The organism is Paenibacillus sp. J22R3 (assembly GCF_056269305.1).
Window position 1 is genome coordinate 72,439 of record NZ_JBWDNS010000008.1, and the last position, 22,573, is coordinate 95,011.

The 22,573-nt window shown below is 40.8% G+C and carries 13 protein-coding genes; all 13 read left to right on the top strand.

Features of this window, described 5'->3' with window-relative positions:
• Nucleotides 1–23 precede the first annotated feature (23 nt).
• The 13 genes from AC0YN4_RS27410 (at nucleotide 24) to AC0YN4_RS27470 (ending at nucleotide 22,571) form a co-directional block, all read left to right on the top strand.
• On the top strand, nucleotides 24–1,022 hold the full coding sequence (locus AC0YN4_RS27410; protein ID WP_475837299.1) for a hypothetical protein: 999 nt from the start codon (nucleotides 24–26) through the stop codon (nucleotides 1,020–1,022).
• A gap of 184 nt (nucleotides 1,023–1,206) precedes the next feature.
• Entirely contained in the window at nucleotides 1,207–1,929 is a 723-nt protein-coding gene (locus AC0YN4_RS27415) for a hypothetical protein (protein ID WP_475837300.1), read from the top strand.
• 16 nt (nucleotides 1,930–1,945) lie between these two features.
• A complete protein-coding gene (locus tag AC0YN4_RS27420; protein ID WP_475783998.1) occupies nucleotides 1,946–2,101 on the top strand; it encodes a hypothetical protein in 156 nt (51 codons plus the stop codon).
• 52 nt (nucleotides 2,102–2,153) lie between these two features.
• A complete protein-coding gene (locus AC0YN4_RS27425) occupies nucleotides 2,154–2,303 on the top strand; it encodes a hypothetical protein (RefSeq protein ID WP_475783997.1) in 150 nt (49 codons plus the stop codon).
• A 71-nt stretch (nucleotides 2,304–2,374) separates the two neighbouring features.
• Nucleotides 2,375–2,524, top strand: a complete 150-nt coding sequence (locus AC0YN4_RS27430) for a hypothetical protein (protein ID WP_475783996.1) — start codon at nucleotides 2,375–2,377, stop codon at nucleotides 2,522–2,524.
• Nucleotides 2,525–2,587: 63 nt separating this feature from the next.
• Entirely contained in the window at nucleotides 2,588–2,737 is a 150-nt protein-coding gene (locus AC0YN4_RS27435; RefSeq protein ID WP_475783995.1) for a hypothetical protein, read from the top strand.
• A 60-nt stretch (nucleotides 2,738–2,797) separates the two neighbouring features.
• The gene (locus AC0YN4_RS27440; RefSeq protein ID WP_475837301.1) at nucleotides 2,798–3,115 is read left to right on the top strand and encodes a hypothetical protein; all 318 of its coding nucleotides are present in this window, start codon (nucleotides 2,798–2,800) and stop codon (nucleotides 3,113–3,115) included.
• Nucleotides 3,116–3,513: 398 nt separating this feature from the next.
• Entirely contained in the window at nucleotides 3,514–4,020 is a 507-nt protein-coding gene (locus AC0YN4_RS27445; protein WP_475783994.1) for a hypothetical protein, read from the top strand.
• A gap of 576 nt (nucleotides 4,021–4,596) precedes the next feature.
• Entirely contained in the window at nucleotides 4,597–5,514 is a 918-nt protein-coding gene (locus tag AC0YN4_RS27450; protein ID WP_475783993.1) for a copper amine oxidase N-terminal domain-containing protein, read from the top strand.
• A 5-nt stretch (nucleotides 5,515–5,519) separates the two neighbouring features.
• Nucleotides 5,520–12,188, top strand: a complete 6,669-nt coding sequence (locus AC0YN4_RS27455; protein ID WP_475783992.1) for a glycoside hydrolase family 78 protein — start codon at nucleotides 5,520–5,522, stop codon at nucleotides 12,186–12,188.
• Between the two features lie 239 nt (nucleotides 12,189–12,427).
• A complete protein-coding gene (locus AC0YN4_RS27460; protein ID WP_475783991.1) occupies nucleotides 12,428–13,477 on the top strand; it encodes a hypothetical protein in 1,050 nt (349 codons plus the stop codon).
• Between the two features lie 840 nt (nucleotides 13,478–14,317).
• Nucleotides 14,318–16,405, top strand: a complete 2,088-nt coding sequence (locus tag AC0YN4_RS27465; RefSeq protein ID WP_475783990.1) for a DNRLRE domain-containing protein — start codon at nucleotides 14,318–14,320, stop codon at nucleotides 16,403–16,405.
• A 118-nt stretch (nucleotides 16,406–16,523) separates the two neighbouring features.
• Nucleotides 16,524–22,571, top strand: coding sequence for a S8 family serine peptidase (locus AC0YN4_RS27470; RefSeq protein ID WP_475783989.1), 6,048 nt, complete (start codon nucleotides 16,524–16,526; stop codon nucleotides 22,569–22,571).
• Nucleotides 22,572–22,573: the final 2 nt, after the last annotated feature.

Consider the following 22,573-nt stretch of genomic DNA (forward strand, 5'->3'; position numbering starts at 1 on the left):
GAACAATGAATCCACATTCAATAATGGAAAAAATTAAGGTGATTCTTGATCCTGTCATACGATCTGTTTTGATCGCGGGAGTCCCGTTAGTAACGGCATATTTGTTAGCCAAATTGGTCTTTCCTGTTACAAAGGCTTTAAGGGTGGTTCGGTTCAGAGGCCTTCCTGCATCTCTTGAAAAGAGCAAAACTAATAAACCTGCTGCAAAATGGGCGAGGCACCTGGTACTACTATCTCGTTCGATCAAGACTGGCGAAGAAAGCGATGAGGAGCGGCTACAGCAATTCATCCTCATGACGATAGGTTCGTTCGTGGCGACATACCTTGTATATGGTTTTTGGACGGGATTGTTTAATAGGACTACCTTTCAGTACTCGGACTTTGTTGATAGATGGTTGATCTTAATATCAATAATGGCCAGTTCTCTACCGTATTGCTTTATGCGAATGAGATTGCACCGGGTTCGGGTCAAGAATAGTTACGATCTTGTTCCTGCTGTAAACACGTTGATTCTTAAATACTCCGAATATCGAGGAAACCTGTATTACGCGGTCTTTGAAACCACAAAAGGTCTGAATGGCGATATCTTAAATGCCTTTGTTGGGCTGCTACCTGCTCTGCAAGGCTCGGCCAATGCAGAAATTGAGGATTCGATCGAGCTTTTCATATTCCGAATAAAGACAACTTGGGCAATTCAACTTGGAATACTGATCCACAAATCGGAAGAGCAGGGCGACAACATTGAGCAAGGTCTTAGATGGCTCGTTACCGATATGAGTGAAGTGGCCAAGATAACAGAGGAAATCAAATCCGAGAACAGGGAAACGATCCAACTAGCATACATGCCAGCATTTCTATTCCCAGCAGTAATCTATCTCAACCAATACCCGTCACTAGGAAAATCCTGGCACTATTACTTTCACACGACACCGGGCATAAGAATGATCGTGTTTACACTACTATTCACGCTAATCTGCGCCTTAGTTGCTTATATTATCCAAAAACCACGGAATGAGGTGTGAGGACATGGATGTAAATACCATAATCCTTTTATGTTTGTATATCCTGCCTCTCATATTCGTCTCATATGTACTTCAGCTTGCCCGACTGAGCATTGCCCCCGGAAGGCTGTCGATTTGGACTCAAATGCGGCATTACTTCGACGTTCAGAAAGAAGGAGTTGTCGAGTTCTATAAAAGGCCAGATATGCTGCAGCAGTTCGAAGAAGCGGGATTGCTCGCAGCAGGCTTTTCGCCAACCAAGTACCGTTTATTTCGAGATATTACGTTACTAATTCTAGCGGCAATTCTCAATATCCGATTCCTGATGAATATGGACCAACGTTATCCTGTGTTCGGACTTTTCATTCTGGTACTTATGTACATTGCATTACAGCTCCGTGAATCCTTTCCGATCGAATACCTGCTGAAAGCAGTAAAGGTACAGTTTCAGCGAAAAAAGAATTCTGAGATTTTCATTCTTCAGCAGCTCATCTCAAATGAGTACGCTGATAAGAATACAACAAAGCAAACTGTCTATCACATGTTTCTGTATATGCGTCGTTTCTTGAACTATGTTAAACCTGCCGTTGATCGGTTCCTTGAAGAATATCCGCTGGATCCGTACAACAAGGAAAAGGCATTTCAGAGCTTCGCAAAAATAGTAGGCACACCGGAAGCGGAATCCCTTGCAGAAATTCTTTACCAAGTGGAGCAATCTTCTCCGGATGAAGTTGCTGATCTATTAGAAAAAAAGTACGAGGAACTTAAAAAGAAACGACAGGAAGCTTACCGAGGGGCCATGAAAGACAGAGGCGTTATCGCTTATGTGTTGACCTTCTCGGGAGTAATGATGGTCATTATATGTGGGATGTATGTCTATTACCTGGAATACAAGGACATGATGGGCGCCACATATAACATGAACTAATCAAGGGAGGTTTAGGATGAAACCCGTCATCATGAAGGTATTACTGATCGCCGTCGCTCTCTCGGCAATTGTCGTTTACGCTGCAAGCGAAACGGGACTTTGGGGAGACAGCAAGACGATCCGCGATCGTTCGCATACAAGGGTTACGAACAGCTTGGCGCCTCCTCCTTAGCGCTGGTTTCAAAATATTAATATATACATCTTATAGAAGGGGGGATATTCCCATGAAAGAAGTAATTATTAAAGTTCTACTTATTGCAATCGCATTAAGTGCATTCACTTTTTTCGTTGCTTTAGGGCTTTGGGGAGATAGCGGCGCGGTAGATGGTCGCAAAGACACTCAGGTTACACGCGCTACAATTCCCCAAAATTAATGTTCTGAACAAAGGCGCTTTCCTGTGTTAACTGAATATATCGAACCATTATGAGTGAGGAGACTAAATCCATGAAAGAAGTAATCGTTAAAGTTCTACTTATTGCAATCGCATTGTCCGCATTTGTATTCTTTATAGCAACCGGTCTTTGGGCTGATAGTGGCACTACGGATACCAGAAAAGATAACGAAGTGACCCGATCCGTTATTCCGCAAAGCTAATGACATTTAGGGGGCAGCAGAATTGCCCCCAATCAATAAGCTGATGAAAGGACGATTCTACTCATGAAAGAAGTAATTATAAAAGTTCTACTTATCGCCATTGCTTTATCCGCATTCACATTTTTCGTAGCAGCCGGACTTTGGGGCGATAGCAATGCCGTCGATGGACGTAAGGACGCACAAGTAACACGCGCCACGATACCGCAAAACTAATCGGTGGGGTGATCCTACAATGAAGGAAATCATTGTAAAGATACTTGTTATCGGTCTTGTATGCTCAGCTTTTACAGCCTTTATCTTTTTGAGTTTATTCCCGACAGCAAAGACATCGGAAACCAATCTATCAACAAAGCTTTCGGAGAAAAATGTCCCACGGTAACGCAATTAGAAAGGGCGTTGGAGTATGAAGGAAATCATTGTAAAAATACTTTTAATCGCACTTGCCCTGAGTTGCCTGGTCGCAATTGCATTCCCTGCGGTCTGGCAGGATGGAAAGGATACAAAGAACCGGGCACAACAGCATTACCAAACTATTTTCCAGTAGGAGGTGAAGGAGGAGAAGTGAAATACTTTTCCTCCGAAATCTTGTGAAGCAAGCCATAACCTTACTGCTTGTGTTTCCTTTTATGGTATTCTTCATGTTCCAACCATTCATGAATGAAGTAGTCCATATGAGGGGCGTAGTATTAGAAAACACGACACACAAATATGTTAAACTCGCAGCCAGGGATGGATATTTGTCGCCTACACTCATCAATAACATGAAGAATGAGCTACAGTCACTTAATTTTAAAACCGCAAATCTCGTAGTAACTGGAACAACATCAGGTAGGGTAGCCCGAGGCACAGACGTAAATGTTTCTGTTCAATACCCAATTGGATCGATGTTTATATTAATGAATTGGTTCGGTTCGGATTCACCTTCGGGCAACTATAAATTTAGCGCTACCGAAATGTCGGAATACATTCCGTAAAGAGGCGAAGTAACCATGAAATGGGCAATATTTTTACTATTCACATCAGCAATAAGTACAATGCTTTGGATATGGCAAATGGATAATCATACGACTGCAACAGCATATAATCGACTGAAAAACACACTCGATCTTGCGACCCATGATGCTTCATTGCAAATCGACAAGAACGAACTTGCACAGAACGGGAAGATTGTTTTTTCTGCAAATACACAGAACGTACTTATGGCAACCCTTCAAAAGAATTTGAAGTTAAATACGAGCAATCTTCCGATCGCACCAAACATGTTTCGCTCAACCGATCAAGTAAAATTGTTGGTATTTGATAAGCTTGAAACCGGATGCCCTGGAAGTCCTGCAGGATTCCCATGCACATACAATAACGCGACCTATGGCTATGTTGATATAATTGATGGTCCAGCTGTTGTTGCTATTATCTCTATGAGGCATCCGCGGCCGTTTGCTATTTCAGCGGATCGGAGTTTTATAGTGGGAAGTTCTCATGAATATAAAGGGTACTAGCAGTCTTTTTACGAGCCAGTCTCTTTCAAATAAATGGGGCCATAAGCGGCTATATGTTTCCGACGAGTATGTCGGACGAAATAGCCCACATGAAAGAAGTTTCCGTGATGGAGTATATGATGGAACAGTAGTTCTGAAAAACGGAAATTCTACATATTCAAGATTTTTCCGGAATGGTCGATATATAAATTAATGGTAGCTTATATTTGCTGCCGATCGGTTTAAGGCCATCAAGAATGGGACATAAACAATGTCTTCAATGATGAAAAATAGCAATTGAATTTTCATTCAACAAAATACTAAAATAAAAAAAGTTCAAATTGAAGGAAGCTGCGGAAGCACCGTCAGCGTATGGGACAACCATGCCTGTCGGTGCTTTTTGCGCGAAGGCGAGAATAGGTGGGTCCAAAAATGAAGGACCCACGAAACGATGTTATAGTTAAATTAAGGATATAAAATAACTAAATATCGTGCTTGGCCAGCAACCAAGGGAGAACGATGGGTCACTTGAGTATCCGAGCAACGTGTATTCAGAAATATCATCATCCATTCAATTATAGAAGGGGATTGTTTTCTATGAAAAAGAAATTACTAGCAACCGTATTGGCTCTTTCGCTGACTGTACCACTTGGTTCTACTTCTGTAACGCAAGCAGCTACAAGCATAGTTAAGTCGGATTTAAGTATCGAAGTTCTATACAACGCTAGGAAAATTGTTTTCGATGTAAAGCCTAAAATGGTGGACGGTACTGTGCTGATCCCTGTTCGGTATGTTTCTGAGAAATTACAAGCGACCGTGGCCCAACAGGGAAATACGATCCTTGTTACCAAAGGTAGTAAGACTATCAAGCTAACTATCGGATCGAATGTGGCAGTAATAAATGGGAAAAGCGTATCACTGTCACAGGCAGCTATTGTTGAAAAAGGACGCACACTTGTACCGATTCGAGTGATCAGTGAAGGACTTGGTGTGGCGATTGAGTGGGATTCTGAATTGAGATTTGTTTGGATTGGAAGTAAGGAAGTCCCAGAGCTAAATGATATTATTTCCCCAGTTAATATAAAGCCATATTTAGCATATTTCAAAGGTGGGGAATACCTTTTAGATGATGGGTTAGGAGACTACACCAAAGCATCGATTGTTAGAAATGCAGACTTTCCATTTAAAATAGGCGTGGTTACTTACTTTAAACTTGATCTTGCATATGATTCTACTGAAAATGTATATCTTCGGACAATAATAAAAACAAATTTTGAGAGGAGTTCAGATCTCTTTTACTTGAAGAAAAATACTGCTCCTAAAAAGGGAGTTGCATTAAATTATTTAAGAGATCATGTTTCGAAAGGGATTCATATTAATTTTAATGATGTATCAGTGCTAGGCAATTCCAAAAGCTTTGAAGAAAACAAGGTTGAATATATTGGAATTCGCACTTCTAATCGGCTTAAAGACGGTACGGGTAGTGTGATTTTGATAGATAATCCGTGGGGGTAATTTCATTGAAAAGAAAAAAGATACTTCAAAAAATTATATCCTATGTTGTAATTGTTTCACTAGTATTTTCCATGTTCCCTTTAATATCCATTCAAAGAGCTTCTGCTTCTAGTGCAAACCCTAGTGTTACTCCAGTAAGGGAAAAGGACGCTAACGGAGAATATCTTAATTCCAACAAACGATTTGCAGTTGGGTTCGTGTATGTAGATATTTGGTCAGATTCGACTGGTGGCAATTGGGACCCGTACTCTAAGGGCCAGTTAGACGTTACTATCACCAATCCATACACCTTCACGTTCGCTGGTAGAACCGTGAAAAATGTAACAGTTTCAAGGTTTGACCAAAACTCCGGAATGCAACAGACCGTCTTTTCGGAATCAAGGGCAGGAGAGTCGTGGTTAAACTATAAGGATTATGTAGGAAATAATCCATCTAGTCCGAGTAAATCAACCGTGTCTGGGTATGGAACAAGTTCAGTATCCTTTTCAGTTTCAATATCTGGAGATCTAACTACAAGCGATCCATATGATATTCGTTTGCAGGATGGAGCATGTAGCGGTTGTTCTCCTAATGTAAAGGGTTATCGCTATTTCTTTCCTGTACTGTTTACATTTGAATTGAATGGATATATGGAAGTCCACCACAAAACCACTGATGGAACCAATATTGACAGTTTGTTTGTGGACCAGTCTACTAATTTAGGTGGTAGCCCATATACTCTAGTTCCTGCAACCAATGCAGAATACGAATATAAAGGTTATAAAAAGAGCACTGTCTCTTCACCATCTGGAGGCGTAATCACACCAGGTAATCCGCCTACAGTGACATATGATGCAACTTATGATGCCTATTATCTCAATCTTTATTATGAGAAGAAGCCCGAAGGGGGAGGAGAGGCAATTGTAAAGCACTACTCAACCGATGGGCAGAGTTTGGATTCCGTTTTTCATGATCATACAGATATTCTCGAAAAGAATAAAAATTATAATCCGATTCATCCAACTGAAACTGGTTTCAATTACGCTGGATATAAGAAAAAAATCGAATCAGGTGCCCCAGATCTCTTGCCGCCATATACAGCAGGAGATTATTCCATTAACCCATACTTAGGTGATTTTGAAACCGTAAATTTAACTTACTTCTACGATGTAGTCAGTGCCGGTAAAATTCACGTACGTCATATGGTGCGAACAGGTCCTACCGGTACCTATAGCCAGCAGGGCAGTGAAGAGCTAATTCCGGTGACAACCTTGCCGCACTCTAGGTCGATTGCAGCTGACAGTTCGTATGGAACGGTCAAGGGGAAAAACGTATCTTATGTCTCCTTTTCTAGTACTGTTACGACGGGATCGACCGCAAGCGTGAATTTGACCACGGCGCTGCCGGAAGTGTATATAACCTTTTTCTATGAGCAAGCCATCATTGCCCCTCCTGGTGAGAATCATCCGCCAGAATTTATAATCGGTTTTGTTGATCCTTATAACAGAAAGGTACCGTTACATAAAGTTGTTGAAGGGACAACCTTGGATCTGATTTATATCGATGATCCATCAGTGCCAACCCCGAATGATATCGATGGAGATACTTTGTATTTTGAGGGGTTTGACTTTGATGCAGGAAACACCTTTGTAAAATCGATTCCATCAAAGAGTACTGATTATGTTGACGGACAGCATGGTCTAACGATGGATACGATTGGCTACCACAATGTGTGTGCCAAAATGAGTGATGAACACGGAGCAACGGTAACTGCGTGTACCTATATTGAAGTTGTTTCGAAGAATCCAGTACCAGTTATTGAATGCCCACCGTCGGTCATTGCCAATCATCCGCTGGCAGCTGGTGCGATAAATAGCACGGGCAGCTACAGCCCAATGGGCCGTACAATTGACCATACGAAAGACGAGTGGTCCAATAAACAGAATGTCTACACGAATCCTACGACTTCTGATATCACGGTTACGGTATCATTGCATGTCTACGATAGCGCGGGACTGAAATCTCTAGCTCCTGCTACCTGTACAATCATTGTAAAGCCGGATCTGCCGCCGATCGCAAAGCTAATCGTGCCGGCACTATCGATTCGCGGAACGCACCTGGATATTGTAAACAAATCCACTAGCCAAGATGGCGATACTATTACAGTCGCAGAATATAAGTACAAGTATGATGCGAACAATAACGGATTTGCTGACGAAGCTTGGATTGCCGCTACTGGGACAATGGCAAAGATGCAGATCACGCCAACCAAAGTGGGTAAATACTTATTCTACCTTAAGGTCACGGAGGAATATGGCGCATGGGATGACACCTTATCAGATGCTCAAGCCACATTGACGCTTGATGTCGTTAATAACGCGCCGGAAGTGTCATTTGAGATGGAAGGGAATAACCCGCAGCCAGATCTTGATCCGTACACACGAATAAAACCTGTTGATATGCTGAATTGGCCCGTATATGTACCAGGCACAAACACACTCGTGAATAATAAGAAAAACTTGTGGAGCGCCGAAGGAGCCGATCTCGTAAGTGGAGAGGGACGCAATTTCGGAAAGCAAATTGTAGATACATATGATTACAATGTCACTCGTTTTAACACCACAATGCAGCGATGGGATTCCTATCCGTTACAAAATAACGGATACGGATCGAATGAGCTTTCACCATGGAGAGCCGCATTACAGTCTTCCGTGGTAGCAAATATTCACGATGAGTACGGTAAGAGGTTGGATTGGCCTAATCTTAACGCTGGGCTTCCGTATCCGATAATAAGATCATCTAAGAAGCTCATTTACTTTGATAAGCACGATACGACTTATTATTATGATTACGATAAGCAAAAAGGAACTTACACCTACAACGATCGTATTTACGCGCTAGACCCATCTAAATTATCAAATATCAAAGATGTAATCGATCAGTACGGGTCCGTTTCCCAAAAGTATGAGAGTGGGCAGCATCCATATAAATTTATCTTAAAAGCTGATAAATCAAGACAAGCGAATGTTGAGTATAATGGGTCAACCTATAATAATGTTACGCTTAGTCTGCAGCAATTAAGAGAATACGAAATGTCTGATGGATATTTATATGTCCGTCGGTATTGGAGCGGATATGTCGCCAGTAAAACACGTGATTTTTACGATATTGGGGTCTATGATGCTGCTACGGGGCAGGAGCTCTATAGTTCTTTTGATTTTCCTGACTTTATACAAGCCTTGACAGATAACGGGACAAACGTAACTTCTATGCAATTTATCAGCTCAGAGGGCCGCAATTTACTTGTAGCGGGTAGTACTGATTCGTATGTTGGTTATGCTGCAGCACTTAAAGTCGGTCAATCCTACCAAAATATGTACTACTTATCACCGGACTTTAAGCTGACGAAGATACCATCAACTTTTATCATGCCGGCTCCAAATTCGCAGTATAACAAAGATAAGTTTGCGAGTGCGACAGAAGCAGAGAAGAAGCAATGGGGTTATGGTTATCTTGAGGAAATGAGAGATGCAACGGGTGCTATCTATCGGTATGAAGCTCTAACTTATAGCGGGAGTATCTACGAACTAAACGTTGCGAAATATAATGCAGACTATTCGCTCGCTTGGAGGAAGTATATCGGAGATACTTTGTCTGGAAGCAATCTAGGAATTACGAACGCGAAGTCGTTCTCATCAGCGTACTATTATCCTGAAATTAAAGGTGGTTTCTTTTTCAACCCGACGAAAAAGGAATTATACGCTAAAGTCTACTACGATCACGTAGCAGAAGGTAATGTCTGGCCGGATACGTATGAAGCCGTTTATGTGCTGAACTCAGGGACTGGAAGTCTTAAGAAAATGGTTGATGCACAGGCAGGCGATGAAGTAATGCTTTATCATTATGGCGATTCTGGTTACTCTGGATCGATGACGCAGTTTTCAACTGATTTTGGAGGAAATATCATCCCGAAAAGCAGGCAGTCGTTCACGATTGACGGCTACCGAACAAGCAATTCACTCGGTGACGGATCGACATGTGACGACTATCCATTGATGTACACCAGGTTTGGCACGAATACGGTGTATGATGCAGCTGGAAATCCGGTTGGGAACGTGCAAAAGGGATGTAACTACTCTGATGCAGAATATGGGCAGTACGTAGGAGATGGAGTATATTTATCGCTTTCACAAGCATATCCCAACAATGGAGGTTATTCGTATGCATCTACAATGCGAATGACGATCTCCGTTGGTACACCAACGACAAATCCAGCTGTAATCCGTTCATTCACAAACGGTCAGTTTTACTCACCAACCTCTCAATCTGACACTGAATATAAGTTCAGTTTCAAGATAGATGATGTTGATTATGACAAAGAATGGTTCGGATTCTCATTCCGTATGCAGGACAGGCAAAATGGTTATGCGCTAGAAACGGACGCGAATAAAATTGATCTTGTTATGTACAAGAATGGCGTTCGTACAGTGATTAAAACACAGAATTATTCCTTGCTAAGCCAGAAGACGTACTCCGTTAAACTGCAGGCGAGTGGCGAGCATATAGCGGTATATTTAGACAACACACCACTGTTTGAAGCCGATGACGCTACTTATTCCAGTGGTCGATACGGATATTTTTCGAACAAGTCCTACATGACATTTGGAACACTTGCTTATAAGCCGCTTGTGACAAATAATGTATGGTCGGATCAATATGCGATTTGGGAATCGGGATCTGCGTCTGCAGAAGTGCAGTACAATAATATTCTGTATACCGATCCCGAGAATGACCCAGCTGCAGGTGGTTTGTACGATTGGACAGTGCAGCATACGGTACGATTCATTCATAACCAAGGTTTATCGGCTCTGAACAATAAGACGTTTAATAATGCTCAATTAAAATTTGATAAGGTCGGGAACTATCTAGTAAAGCTTAAGGCGAAGGATGATCCAAATCCGAGTTACCTTTATCCAGATATGACTTTCGACTCGTACCGTAAATCGTCCAATGAATTTACGAAAACGATCACGGTTCACCGCAGGCCAGTTGCTAGTTTTACACTTTCAGCTGCGACAAATGGCACAATCACCTGGACGGACAAGAGCAACGATCCAGATAGGTATTTCAGCAGTACCGATTACTCCACCGAGGCAACAGGGATCGACTACAAAACTACTAAGGGCGTACTTGAGAAAAAATTTTACTATATCTCACCAAGCGGAGTGTATTCGGATAAGAAGCTCGTATCGCCGCAAGAGATCGGTACGTACGAAGTTGGGCTTGCCGTCAAAGATGAGTATGACGCATGGAGTGACTGGACTGTGGTCATGCTGCCAATTACAACATTAGCTCCACCGAACTCGCCTCCTGATCCTGGCTTTACTAGCAGCCATATCAATACATTCCGTGGTGTTACTGTTACCTTCGATTCGTTTGCAAGTGATCTTGAGGACGGGGATCGGACGAAGCTAGCGCATGAGTACTACGTGAAGAATGATACAACTGGTAGTTCCGAAACCTTTGCAAGCAATTCGCGGACAACCTGGACGAAAGCCTTCAGTAGCTTGGGTACGTTTAACATTCGTCAGATTGTAGAAGATTCAGAAGGTGCAGAAGCGCAATTTAGTTTGAAGGTCAACATTTTTAACCAGCTGCCAAGTGCAAACATAACGATGCCGTCTAGCACGGATCAGAATAATCCGACCAAATTAACGACTCTCCGGCCGGATTTTACATGGACATACTTCGATGCAGATGCAGATCTCCAAACTCAGTACCAAATGAAGGTTTATAGATATGGTGGTGTACTGGTACATGATTCGGGGATTAAGAGCAGCGGGGCATACATCTGGACCCCGGGCATAGATTTGCCGGAAAAGGTAAATATGTATGTCATCGTCCGAGTCTTTGATGGGTATGAATGGAGCAACTATAGCGACCCGAAGTTCTTTTACATAGAAACGAACCGGCCGCCAGTCTCATCATTTTCATGTACTCCTAATCCGGGGTACGAAGGAGACGTAATAAGATGTACAAATACGAGCGTTGATCCAGACTCCGATGCGATGACTTTTGAATGGAAAGTCGTATACGTACCGAATCCAAGTAAACCTGGAGCTGCTTATAGTACATCATTTACGACAACAGACATCAGTTTGCCTCGATCTGTCACTGAAAATCGAGTTGGTACTTTTAAGGTTACGCTAAGGGCGACAGATGTAAAAGGACTAGTTAATCTGACGGACGCTTCAGAAGATGTAATTGTTCAACCATTGGGGATTGCGGGACAAGTAAATCATACCCCTCAATGGGAACAAAACCGTCTAAAGTGGAATATTGCAAATCCAACTGCACAAAGGCCTGCAAATACGTTCTGGGGAGGAGAGCAATTTGATTTAGTCGGTTTACCGACTGTAACATCAAGCGCTGGAGGAAGTGCGACAACGACTTCTAGTATATCTGTAGTTGCCGCCAGTATCGGAACGGCATCCTTGACCAAACAAAGCGCATCAACATGGAAAGGATATATTGGGCAGGATACAACGACAACGATCCTGGAAGATCTCGCAGATGGAGCGTACAATTTCACGTTCACAGTGACGTATTCAAATGGAGTTCAAAGATCGACATCAGTCACGATTTACATCTTAGGCAATTGGAATGATTACTTCCGATTCCATCGGAAATATTAGGAGCCGAGAAGGGGGAGCTACAGCTCCTCCTTCTTGCTATTGAAAAGGTGTTGTAGTCCGGTGAGCCTACAGAGAAGCAATCGACATATAGAGCTGCGTCCTCTAACGACGCCTAACCATTGATCTCTTGATTTAACGCATACTATAATAAGGATAATAAATCAAAGTGAAGCTGCGGAAGCACCGTCAGCGTATGGGAAAACCATGCCTGCCGGTGCTTTTTTTGCGAGGAGGATCTCATGGAATATAAGAACATACATCTGGAACGAGAAATGATAATGGGCAATGTGGTAGACGGAAATCAGGTCGGACCGTCAATTCGCTGGGATTGGATGAACCCGGACTACGCAACGATTGCTTTTGTAGGGGACGATCTTAAATCGGCCCGCAAGAGCATTGTCAGTAAAGTTGCCGGGAATGTACATCAATATGATGAAAAGGCGGTATTTTGGATCACTTCGGATCAATACGGGGAGAGCTATCCTTCCGAAACAAACGACTCTATTACGTGGCTCGAAGAGAAACCAGATCTGTCAACCGAGTACGATCCAGATCATATCTTTCGCGATCGCCGCGGCATTTTCCCAGCTATGTTTTTTAATCTCGTTGCTCGAGGAAAAGGGGGCTTCAACTTCCGAGATTATGTGCCCTCTGTAACGTATAGATCACATATAGAAGGTCCAACGCATGGGTATCACCGCATATTCGAGGCGATAGACAATTTTAACGCTAGGGAAATGTTGCTTGAGGCGTTGGAGCAGACGAGTAATGTGAAGTGGCATCTAACACAAGAGGGACGGAAATTCATTATTCCTACCGGCGTATCCGCATATGAGAAAGCAGCTGCGATGGTACTCGCGATGTGGAACTTTTGGTCCCAAATTTGCCGTCTTGATAGTCCTCAGCAATTCATGTTGATCATTGAGCCTGATAAGGACGTAATGCTCGGTGATCACGAATCTGAGTTGAAGAATTATATTTTCCGAACACTTGATGTCATGCGGAGCTTGTCCGAAGAAATCACGATGAGCCTCGTATTATCTCTGGAATCAATGTTTCCAATCCCGGAGCTTGGGATCAGGACGCGTGTTCTTCTTCAAACCCACCAATCCGACATCGATATGTTTTCCCCAGAGCATAAATCGTTCTTCGGCCCGCTTCTTTACGAGGAGTGGGGGAGAGGGAACACTCATGCTGCCTACATCCAGGATTCTTATTCCGGTGAGAGCTGCATTGGGGAATTGAACCCGAAGCAGATTGAATTTTGTGGAACACCAAACAACCTATGAGTAACCGGATCCTTCTATACCCAGCCAACAGGCTGCCACGAATAACGTAACGATGAAATCCTAGTTTTCGCCAAGAATTATTTGATGAGGGAAAATAAAGTTTGTTAGTGGAAAATAGAGTGCGTTAGTGGAAAATAAAGTGTGTTAGTCGAACCGGAAATCAAGTCAAAATCAACATATCATAGGAAAATAAGGTTTGTTAGTCAGAAGGAAAGGGAAGAGTAGTTGCTGTAGTTAAAGCTCAATATTATTGATAGGAGTGGGCATTCAAAGGATATGACGACTGATAATTTCACACAAAAGGATTATACAATTTTTACGTGCATCGATTCATATTCAGGGATGATATTATGCATGTAGGTCAAATTGAACAATGGAACGTGGTATAAATATAAACCAAAAGGTGACTTCTTATGAAGTCACCTTTTGGTCTATATGAGGTGGTACTCTTATTAATTAAGGGATGCTGTTTTTTTTACCCCAAATAACCTTGGTTTTTATGATATCACTGTTTGAAAGGTTGTTAACTCTTTGTTTGTTGGTATTCCATAAGTCAATGTTTGTGTAATAAAACAATCAAGAACCTCAATTTTAAGTGAATCAACGATATCCCGAGATGTAGAAGTTATAGCGAAAGACGAAGTAATCAGAAAAAACACGATTCGACATCTTAAATCGACAACAATTAATGTATACATCTAATATACTTACTGTGTTTGTAAAATCTTAGAAAAAATGGAGGTGTCAAGTACTACATTGGTCCTTAGCTTACGTGCTTCAATTCATGAGGTCAACCGTACTAACATAAGTTGAAACTAACTTAAAAAGGATGTGAGGGCAATGTTTAAAAAAAGCTCGTTCTTTGTTGGTATCATTTTGTTGATTTTTGCAGTTGTGGTGAGTGGTAGCTTAGCAGTTTCGCCCGATTCTGATCTATCTTTAAACGGAGTCAACTCGGAAAATACTGTGGATGTGGAGCAACCACCTTTAGAGTTTGAGACTCTAGAAGATACAGATGTCAGTGATTATACAAAGAACGTAAAGTTTGAGCAAGTAGAGAAGCGAACTCATAATAGTAAGACATTTAAGCTTAGTGATGGAACCTACCAAACTGTGATTAATAATGTTGATACCCACTATCTTGATGTGAATGGTAACTGGGAAGAGATTAAGACAAACTTAGTAGACGAAATGGACATTGATATCAATAATGTTCCATTATCACAAGAATTACTCATCAATGATTCAGCTAACAGAGGAGATAGTCTTCCTGTAAAAGACCGGAAAAATACTGCGCTTCGCGCACTACAAGTGCCATACGATGTTAAGTTACCGAAAGAATTTAGTGAAGGTTATCTGTTTGGAAAAGGGGAGAGCCACTTGTTTTTTACTCCAGTAGAATCCCAAACTTCGGAAGGATTTATATTTGAAAACTCAATAACTTATACGGATGCATGGCCAAACACTGATGTTAAACTTGAAGCTCGTAGCAATGAGCTAAAAGAGTCTATTATTTTAAAATCCGACGAATCACCTGACTCATTTACATTTAAAGTAGAAGGGGATATTGATGATAATCTTCAAGCAGGGGATATTGGTATTTTACCTGCTTGGCTAGTGGATAGTAGCGGAACAACTCGTGAGGTTGAACAACATCTCAGAAGAGAAGGTGATCAAACTTACCTTGACATAACTCCCCAACTAGAAAACTTAGTTTATCCTGTAATAATTGATCCAACAGTAACAGGAATTACCAGCAATGCTGCAACTACCTCACAAAACTCACCGAATACCTCCGATGGTAATTATTTTATTAAAATTAATCAAGGTACAGGTAATAATAAAAAAGGATACATCAGTTTTAACTTACCAGTTTTTCCATCTTCCTTTACTATTAGTAGCGCGAGTTTATCCATTTATCAATATGGTCCAGCAGCTGGTGGTGGAGGTAGTTGGAACCTTAATTTTTATCGGGTAACGTCTCCTTGGAGTAGCCCAACCTGGAATAATTCTCCTACATATGCAGCATCTCCACTCGTATCTTCCAGTGGCACCGTACTCGGAGCCCTTCCAAGTGGTTCGAATTCATTAAGAACCTTTAATTTGGATACAACTGTAGTTGCGAATTGGATAAACGGTTCCATGCCCAACTACGGTATGATGATTGATTTGCCGTACGGAGGATTTGAAGTAACATTAGAGGCTCAGACAGCTAGTTTAATTATCAACTACACAAGTAGTACCCCGTTTACACCTACTCAATTGACTCCTGGTTCACTTGTTTCGACTGCACCAACTTTAATCGGTACAAAAACTCCATCACTACGTTGGCTTTACAATGATCCAAGCTACACTCAAGGTAAATTTCAAATACAGATCTATGATCTTTCGAACAACTTAGTTCAGGACACGGGACAAGTAACATCATCCTCAAATTCATACACTGTTCCTTCAAATATACTCAACTATAATATGAGTTATAAATGGCAAGTAAAAGTGTGGAATTCATTAGGTTTTGCAACACCATTTTCAAGTCCTGTATATATCAGCGTAATTCAAGATATAACCCCACCAACGATACCAACAGGGCTTCGAGTAACTGCATCAACGGCTTCTGATATTACCATATCTTGGAATGAATCAACTGATAATGTTGGTGTGTCTTTTTATAGTATCTATAAAAATGGCAGCTTTTTAGGGAATTCAACTAGTACATCGAGGAATATCTCTGGGATTACATCTGACACTGCATATAATTTCACAGTAAAAGCAGTAGACACGGCAGGAAATACTTCTCAAGCTAGTAGTCCTTTAAATAAATCGGTCTATATTTATATACTTAATCGATTAGATAGAGTTATTTTATCGAATGGTACAATAATTACATTTCATTATGATGCAAATGGAAATCTTATGAGTACAACTTAAGAGGTATAACAGTAAACTTTCCCCAAACGGTCCTAATAACTATGTGGATCAATTTATATTAATACAACCTGTAGGGGAGTCAATTTAAACTATATCGCTGTATAGGAGGAAATATTGAATGAAGAGGTTACTTAGTATCTTTATGATGCTAGTTATGATTTGGAGCAATACGATCACAATCTATGCTAATGATGTTAAAACAGCCAATAATAAATCTTCGGTCAGTGTGAAGAAAAGTTTTAACCCCTCAAATAAAGGATATCTTATAAAATTTAAAGATGCAGGTGCAGGGAAGAAAAAACATAAAACACTTAAAATTAAAAAAGAACTGAAACTAAATAAACTTGTGGATGCAGAATTAACGAAGGCTGAATTTGACAGTTTAATTATTGACACCAATGTCGAATATGTGGAGGAGAATTATTCTATCGCAATAAGCAGCGAAGAAGAAACACCAGTGAACATTACACAAATCAAGGCTTCTTTTGCACAAGATGATGGACTAACCGGTCATGGAGTAAAAGTCGCGATTTTGGATACTGGTATTGATACGGAATCCACAGAACTCCGAATTCAAGGTGGTAAGAGCTTTGTTAGTTCAGAAACCACTTATGATGATCTCAATGGTCACGGAACACATGTTGCTGGTATTGTTGCTGCTTTGCGTGATGATCATGGAATTGTCGGTGTTGCTCCAGGTGTTGATTTATTTTCGTTCAAAGTACTAGACAAGCAAGGTTTAGGTACGTATAGCAATGTGATACAAGCTCTGGAATATGCAGTAGAACAAAAAATGGATATCGTATCGATGAGCTTTACCGGAAACTACTATTCTAGAGCCTTACAGGACGCTGTCGATCTAGCAGCAAATGCGAATATTATCCTAATTGCTGCAGCAGGAAATAATGGATCAGATTCCGTTGGTTATCCCGCCCAGTTTTCATCCGTTGTATCGGTAGGTGCCGTAGACTCCAATAATGAAATTGCAGACTTTTCAAATCGCGGTAAGATAGATATTGTAGCACCAGGCGTAGCGATCAGCAGCCTGTCCTTAGATGGTTCTTATGTTGTTAAGAGTGGTACGTCTATGGCAGCTCCTCATGTTGCCGGCGTAGCTGCATTATTAATAGAACACAGTAGTTCGCTTACAAGTAATCAAATAATTAACCGACTTGTTAGCGGTACTTTACCGTTAGGTATTGCCAAAGAATACGGAAGCGGTTTAATCGATGCATGGAAAGTAATTCACCTAAGTGATGAAGTAGATCATTCAACAAACCTAAATCCTACATTGGTTGAAGAAGCCTACATCTCAGATGTACAGCCTACGCTAAGTCCTTCTACTTTGATTGAAGATGAAACTAACTATCCCGTAATCGCAGCAGATAATCCCACCCCTGATCCAAGTATATTAAATGCCCTATCACATCTAAGCGCGAAGAGTGCAGAAGCACCCTATTTATTACAAACCCAACAAGATTCGGTCTCTACGATGACTGGGAATTTAAACGTACAGGCGACAGACCTTACTTTACCGGGAAGAAATGGGTTATCTTTTTCGTTATCGAGAGTATATGACAGCTCAAATTCAGATTTTTATAAGAAAGACTACGAATACTTGCCCTATTGCTTCTGTAAGCTTACGTTCAGTGGGACTCAATATGAGGAAAGAAAAGATTCAAGCGGACAGATCTATCAGAATCCAACAACCATTGTTAATGGCAGTTTCTATATTGATGCCGCTCATGTAACAAATTCTTTTACAATGTTAAACTGGATTGATGCCGGTGGTTGGCTTGGTTATGTTGAGCAAAATAGAGGGCAACGAGCCTTCATTACCAATTGGTCAGCACCGGATCAATTTGGCGTTTCTACTCGGTCTGTCACTGAAGTTGCAACTGTTTCGAATGCTAATTTGATCGATATAGATACAAACCCAATTAAACCACTTTCTTGGAGGAGCAAGTCGAGAGACAAAACCTACGAAGAAAGGCTGTTTCCGATTGGTAAAGGTTGGTCCTGGAATATACCAAATATTAAAATTGAGGAAGGGAAATCTTACTTAAACCTTAGCGACCGAGGGAGCTATGAAATATCTGGAACAACGTTAAAAGGTTATCCATTCAAAGATTTGACAGTGAGCTACAATACACCTCCTATTACTGTCAATGGAGAACAATCAAGTACGGTTGTAAGCACTCTTGAGAAGAAGAACTATTTCTTTACGAGTAAAGGATACCTCATTCAAATTTCAGATGCTTATGATAACACCATTCAATTTAAGTATAGTGACGATCCTACCTATGGGAAAGTTCTCACAACGATAACCGATGTAATAGGCAATTCTATTGGCATTGTCTATAGCCCTACATCTGTTGTGTTAACTCAAGGCACCAAGACGGTTACATACTACAAACATGACAACATTCAATATAACCCTTTGCCGCCTTTTCAAGCACTTAAAACAGAAATATTGGATTCTGTAACCGATGTGATGGGCAGAAATACTTCTTATTCCTATTCATACTTGGATAGTAAATTCGATTTATTCTCATCAACACCTTCCCAAGTTCAAAAGGTGGCATTACTGACCAACATCTACCATCCGACAGGAGCAACTACTTCTTTTACGTATGAAACATCTGCTGTAAATCGGATGATTGGGTCAAATGCAGTCAATCAGAATTATCGGGTTTCTGAACGAAAAGATAATGCTGCTGGACTCATCTATAATTCAGTTGCCTTTACGTATACGAACACATCCGGCCAAAATACGGATTATGCTAGCAGTTATAATCAAGATATTCCCCATTATTATGTGAACACGAACGATGGGCTCAAGACGACAACCTATGATTATAAAAAAGATTTCATCAGTGATACTGAACCAGCCGTTTACTATCTGAACATGATTACAGCTGTGGCAGGTGATGAGAAAAAAAATACAATTTTTCAGTATGATGAAGTAAATAAAATTACGAATCCCCTTAAAACATCTTCAGCCTCAATGAAAGGAAGTACATCTTCTTCCCTGGAGGAAACCACCGTTACCTATGACGATTATGGGCATGTGTTAACTTCCATCAATCCCAAAGGTACCTTAACAACGTATAATTACGATGCTGCCTCTCATTTGCTAAGTAATATGACAGAAAAGGTAAACGATTCAACTAGTAAATTTACAGCATTGACCTATAACTCACAAGGAAGTCTGACAAGTGTAACGGTTAAGAAAGATAACACAAATGGTGTCATTCTTGGCCAGACCAGATACGAAAATTTTGATTCGCATGGTAACCCCCAGAATATTGTGGTTAAGGATACGAATCGAGACATCACATACGTTAACGAGTACGCCTCCACTTATAATGGGGCATATGCAACAAAACAAACCGTTTCTGTAGCCAATGTGGATCTAATAAAAACTGATGTAGTAAATACCTTAGAATACTATCCGGACTCCGGTCTAGTAAAATCACTAACGGATGATAATGGGGTAAAGACCACGTATACCTATGATAAGCTAGGAAGGTTAACTATTATTACGAACAATAGCGATGCTTCTTATTCGTCGTTGACCTACAATGACACTTTAAATCAAGTGGAAATTCGAGATGAAACAGGGGTAAAGAACCGAATTGACTGGGATCCAATCGGTCATAAGGTTGAAGAAGCGGTTTTGGATGGCAGCTATCGAGTTTTAAAAAGCTACAGCTACGATAAATACAGTCGATTGAAGTGGTCTAGAGATGCAGGTTTATCTACGCAGGAGACGAGTTACCTATATGACAGTTGGGGCCGTCTGACTACCAGAACAATGCCTGATGGTTTTGCATATATAACGCAATATGATGATATTAACCGCCAAATTACGAATATTGACCCGGAAACCTATACAACCAGGACTTCTTTAGATATTTTAGGTAGGGTAGTATCGAACGAAGAGTGGAGGGCCGGTCAATACCAATTATTAAGTGCGTATCAATATGATTATGCCGGGAATATGGTAAATGTGTCAGATGGCAGTAATAGCAGCATTTACGAGTACAATGCGTTAGGACAATTGCTGGCTGTAAAGGATCCATTCCTAAATAAGACTCAATATGAGTACTCCTTGGCTGGTCAACTAACAAAAACTATTTTTCCAGATTTAAAAAGTAAAAGCACCTCATTCGATGAGTTGGGCCGTCCTATTCAGAAGTTTGATGAGGCGGGAAATGATGAAAAGTTCTATTACGAGAAGTTGGCTGGTAAATATCAAGAGCGTTATATAGATAGAAATAAAAAAGTATTTACAAAAGTGTATAATAACCGTAATCGCATAGAATCAGTAAGTTCACCAGATGGAATTGTGTCGTACACTTATGATTTGGCTGGCAGAAGAAAAACGATGCTAGATTCAATAGGAACGACCACGAATAATTATAAGCCTTCCACAGGTGAGTTGTTACAGGTGATCTATCCAGATTTGAAATATATACAATACACCTATAATAATCTTGGACTCCGAGATACTATGACGGACCCGTTTGGGTACAAAATCGTTTACACCTATGATAAACGGAATCGATTAACAGGTGTAGGTGCTACCACAACAGATCAGGAGGCTACGTATAACTATTATAAAAATGACTTGCTTCAACAAATCTCATTAAAAAATAATATTAAGTCAGTTTATACGTATAAAGGTTTACAGTTAGATACGCTAACGCAATCAAAGTCGGATGGTACGATAATTAATACATTTGACTACGACTTTGATGCAAAAGGCAATATTGAACGTATTATAAGTGCACTTGGAAAAGACGGAAGCACGCCTACGAACTCTACTCAGGTATTGACCTATGATCCGCTTAATCGAATTAAGACGGATACTACTTCAGGTACAACCTACGAGTATGATAAACGTGGAAATAGAAAATCTGTTTTTAGCGACTCGACTTTAGCCATGGATTTAACTAACAAAAGTTATCAGTACGATTCATATAATCGATTGAAAAAGTCCACATCAACAAAAGGCGTCGTCGATTATGCGTATAATGGAGATGGGCAACTCTATGAACGTACGGAGAATGGAGTTACGACAAGATACTACAATGATGGTCCAAATGTTATTGCAGAGGCTACTGTACAGAATGGCATCGTAACGAGTAGTACTCGGTACGTACGTGGTCTAGGGTTAGTCGCTACTCAGAAGGGAAGTGCTGCCAAAGGCTATTATCTCTCAAACGGACACGGAGATATTATTGAGCTCAGGGACAGTGTAGGTAATTTGCTGAACAAATACACCTATGATACGTGGGGAAAACCACTTACAGCAGTAGAACAGATAACAAACCCATTCCGATATAGTGGGGAGTACTGGGATAGTACATCCGATCTTCAATATTTAAGAGCCCGTTGGTACAATCCCCAGTTAGGTCAATTTATTACTGAGGATACGTATGAGGGGCAGATTGATAATCCGCTGAGTATGAATTTGTATACGTATGTGGGGAATAATCCATTGGTTTACACTGATCCCTCAGGGCACAAATGGTATCACAAAGTCTTAGGATTTGCTAGTGGGTTTGCCGACAACATTTCTTTCGGTGGTTACAGTTATGTTATGGAAGAAGTCGGTGGTACCATCCATAATTCTGATTATTATCTTGGAAGACTTTATTACGACAGTTTCATGGTTACAGTATCTGCTTATGTATTGGCAGCAACAATTGCTGGCGAAGGTGGGGGTATGGCATCGTGTCTGTTTACTGCCGGCGGTGGATGTGCTTTAGCTCTCGTCAGCGGAGGTGTGATGGTTGCTGCTGGGAGTGAGGGAACATATGCAGCTTTAATGGCGGATAAAGACAGCGGGTTATATAATTATTATAAAAATGAAGATCGCTATAACGATAGAAATAAAATAGTTAAGGCCGATAGAGGGGCTATCAAAAATACACTCACGAAATTGACCAACTGGATGACAGACCAAGGTATGAAGAAAGTTAAGAACAACAGTCGAGCCACATGGGTGGATGAAAATGGATATTACTGGCAATGGGATAGTAAGCGTGGGACACTCGAAAAATGGGATAGTAAGAGGAAAAATCACTTAGGAGAATATGATCCTGTTACAGGTGTCAGACTGAATGATGGTATTTCAAGTAGGAAATTTGATGAGTAGGA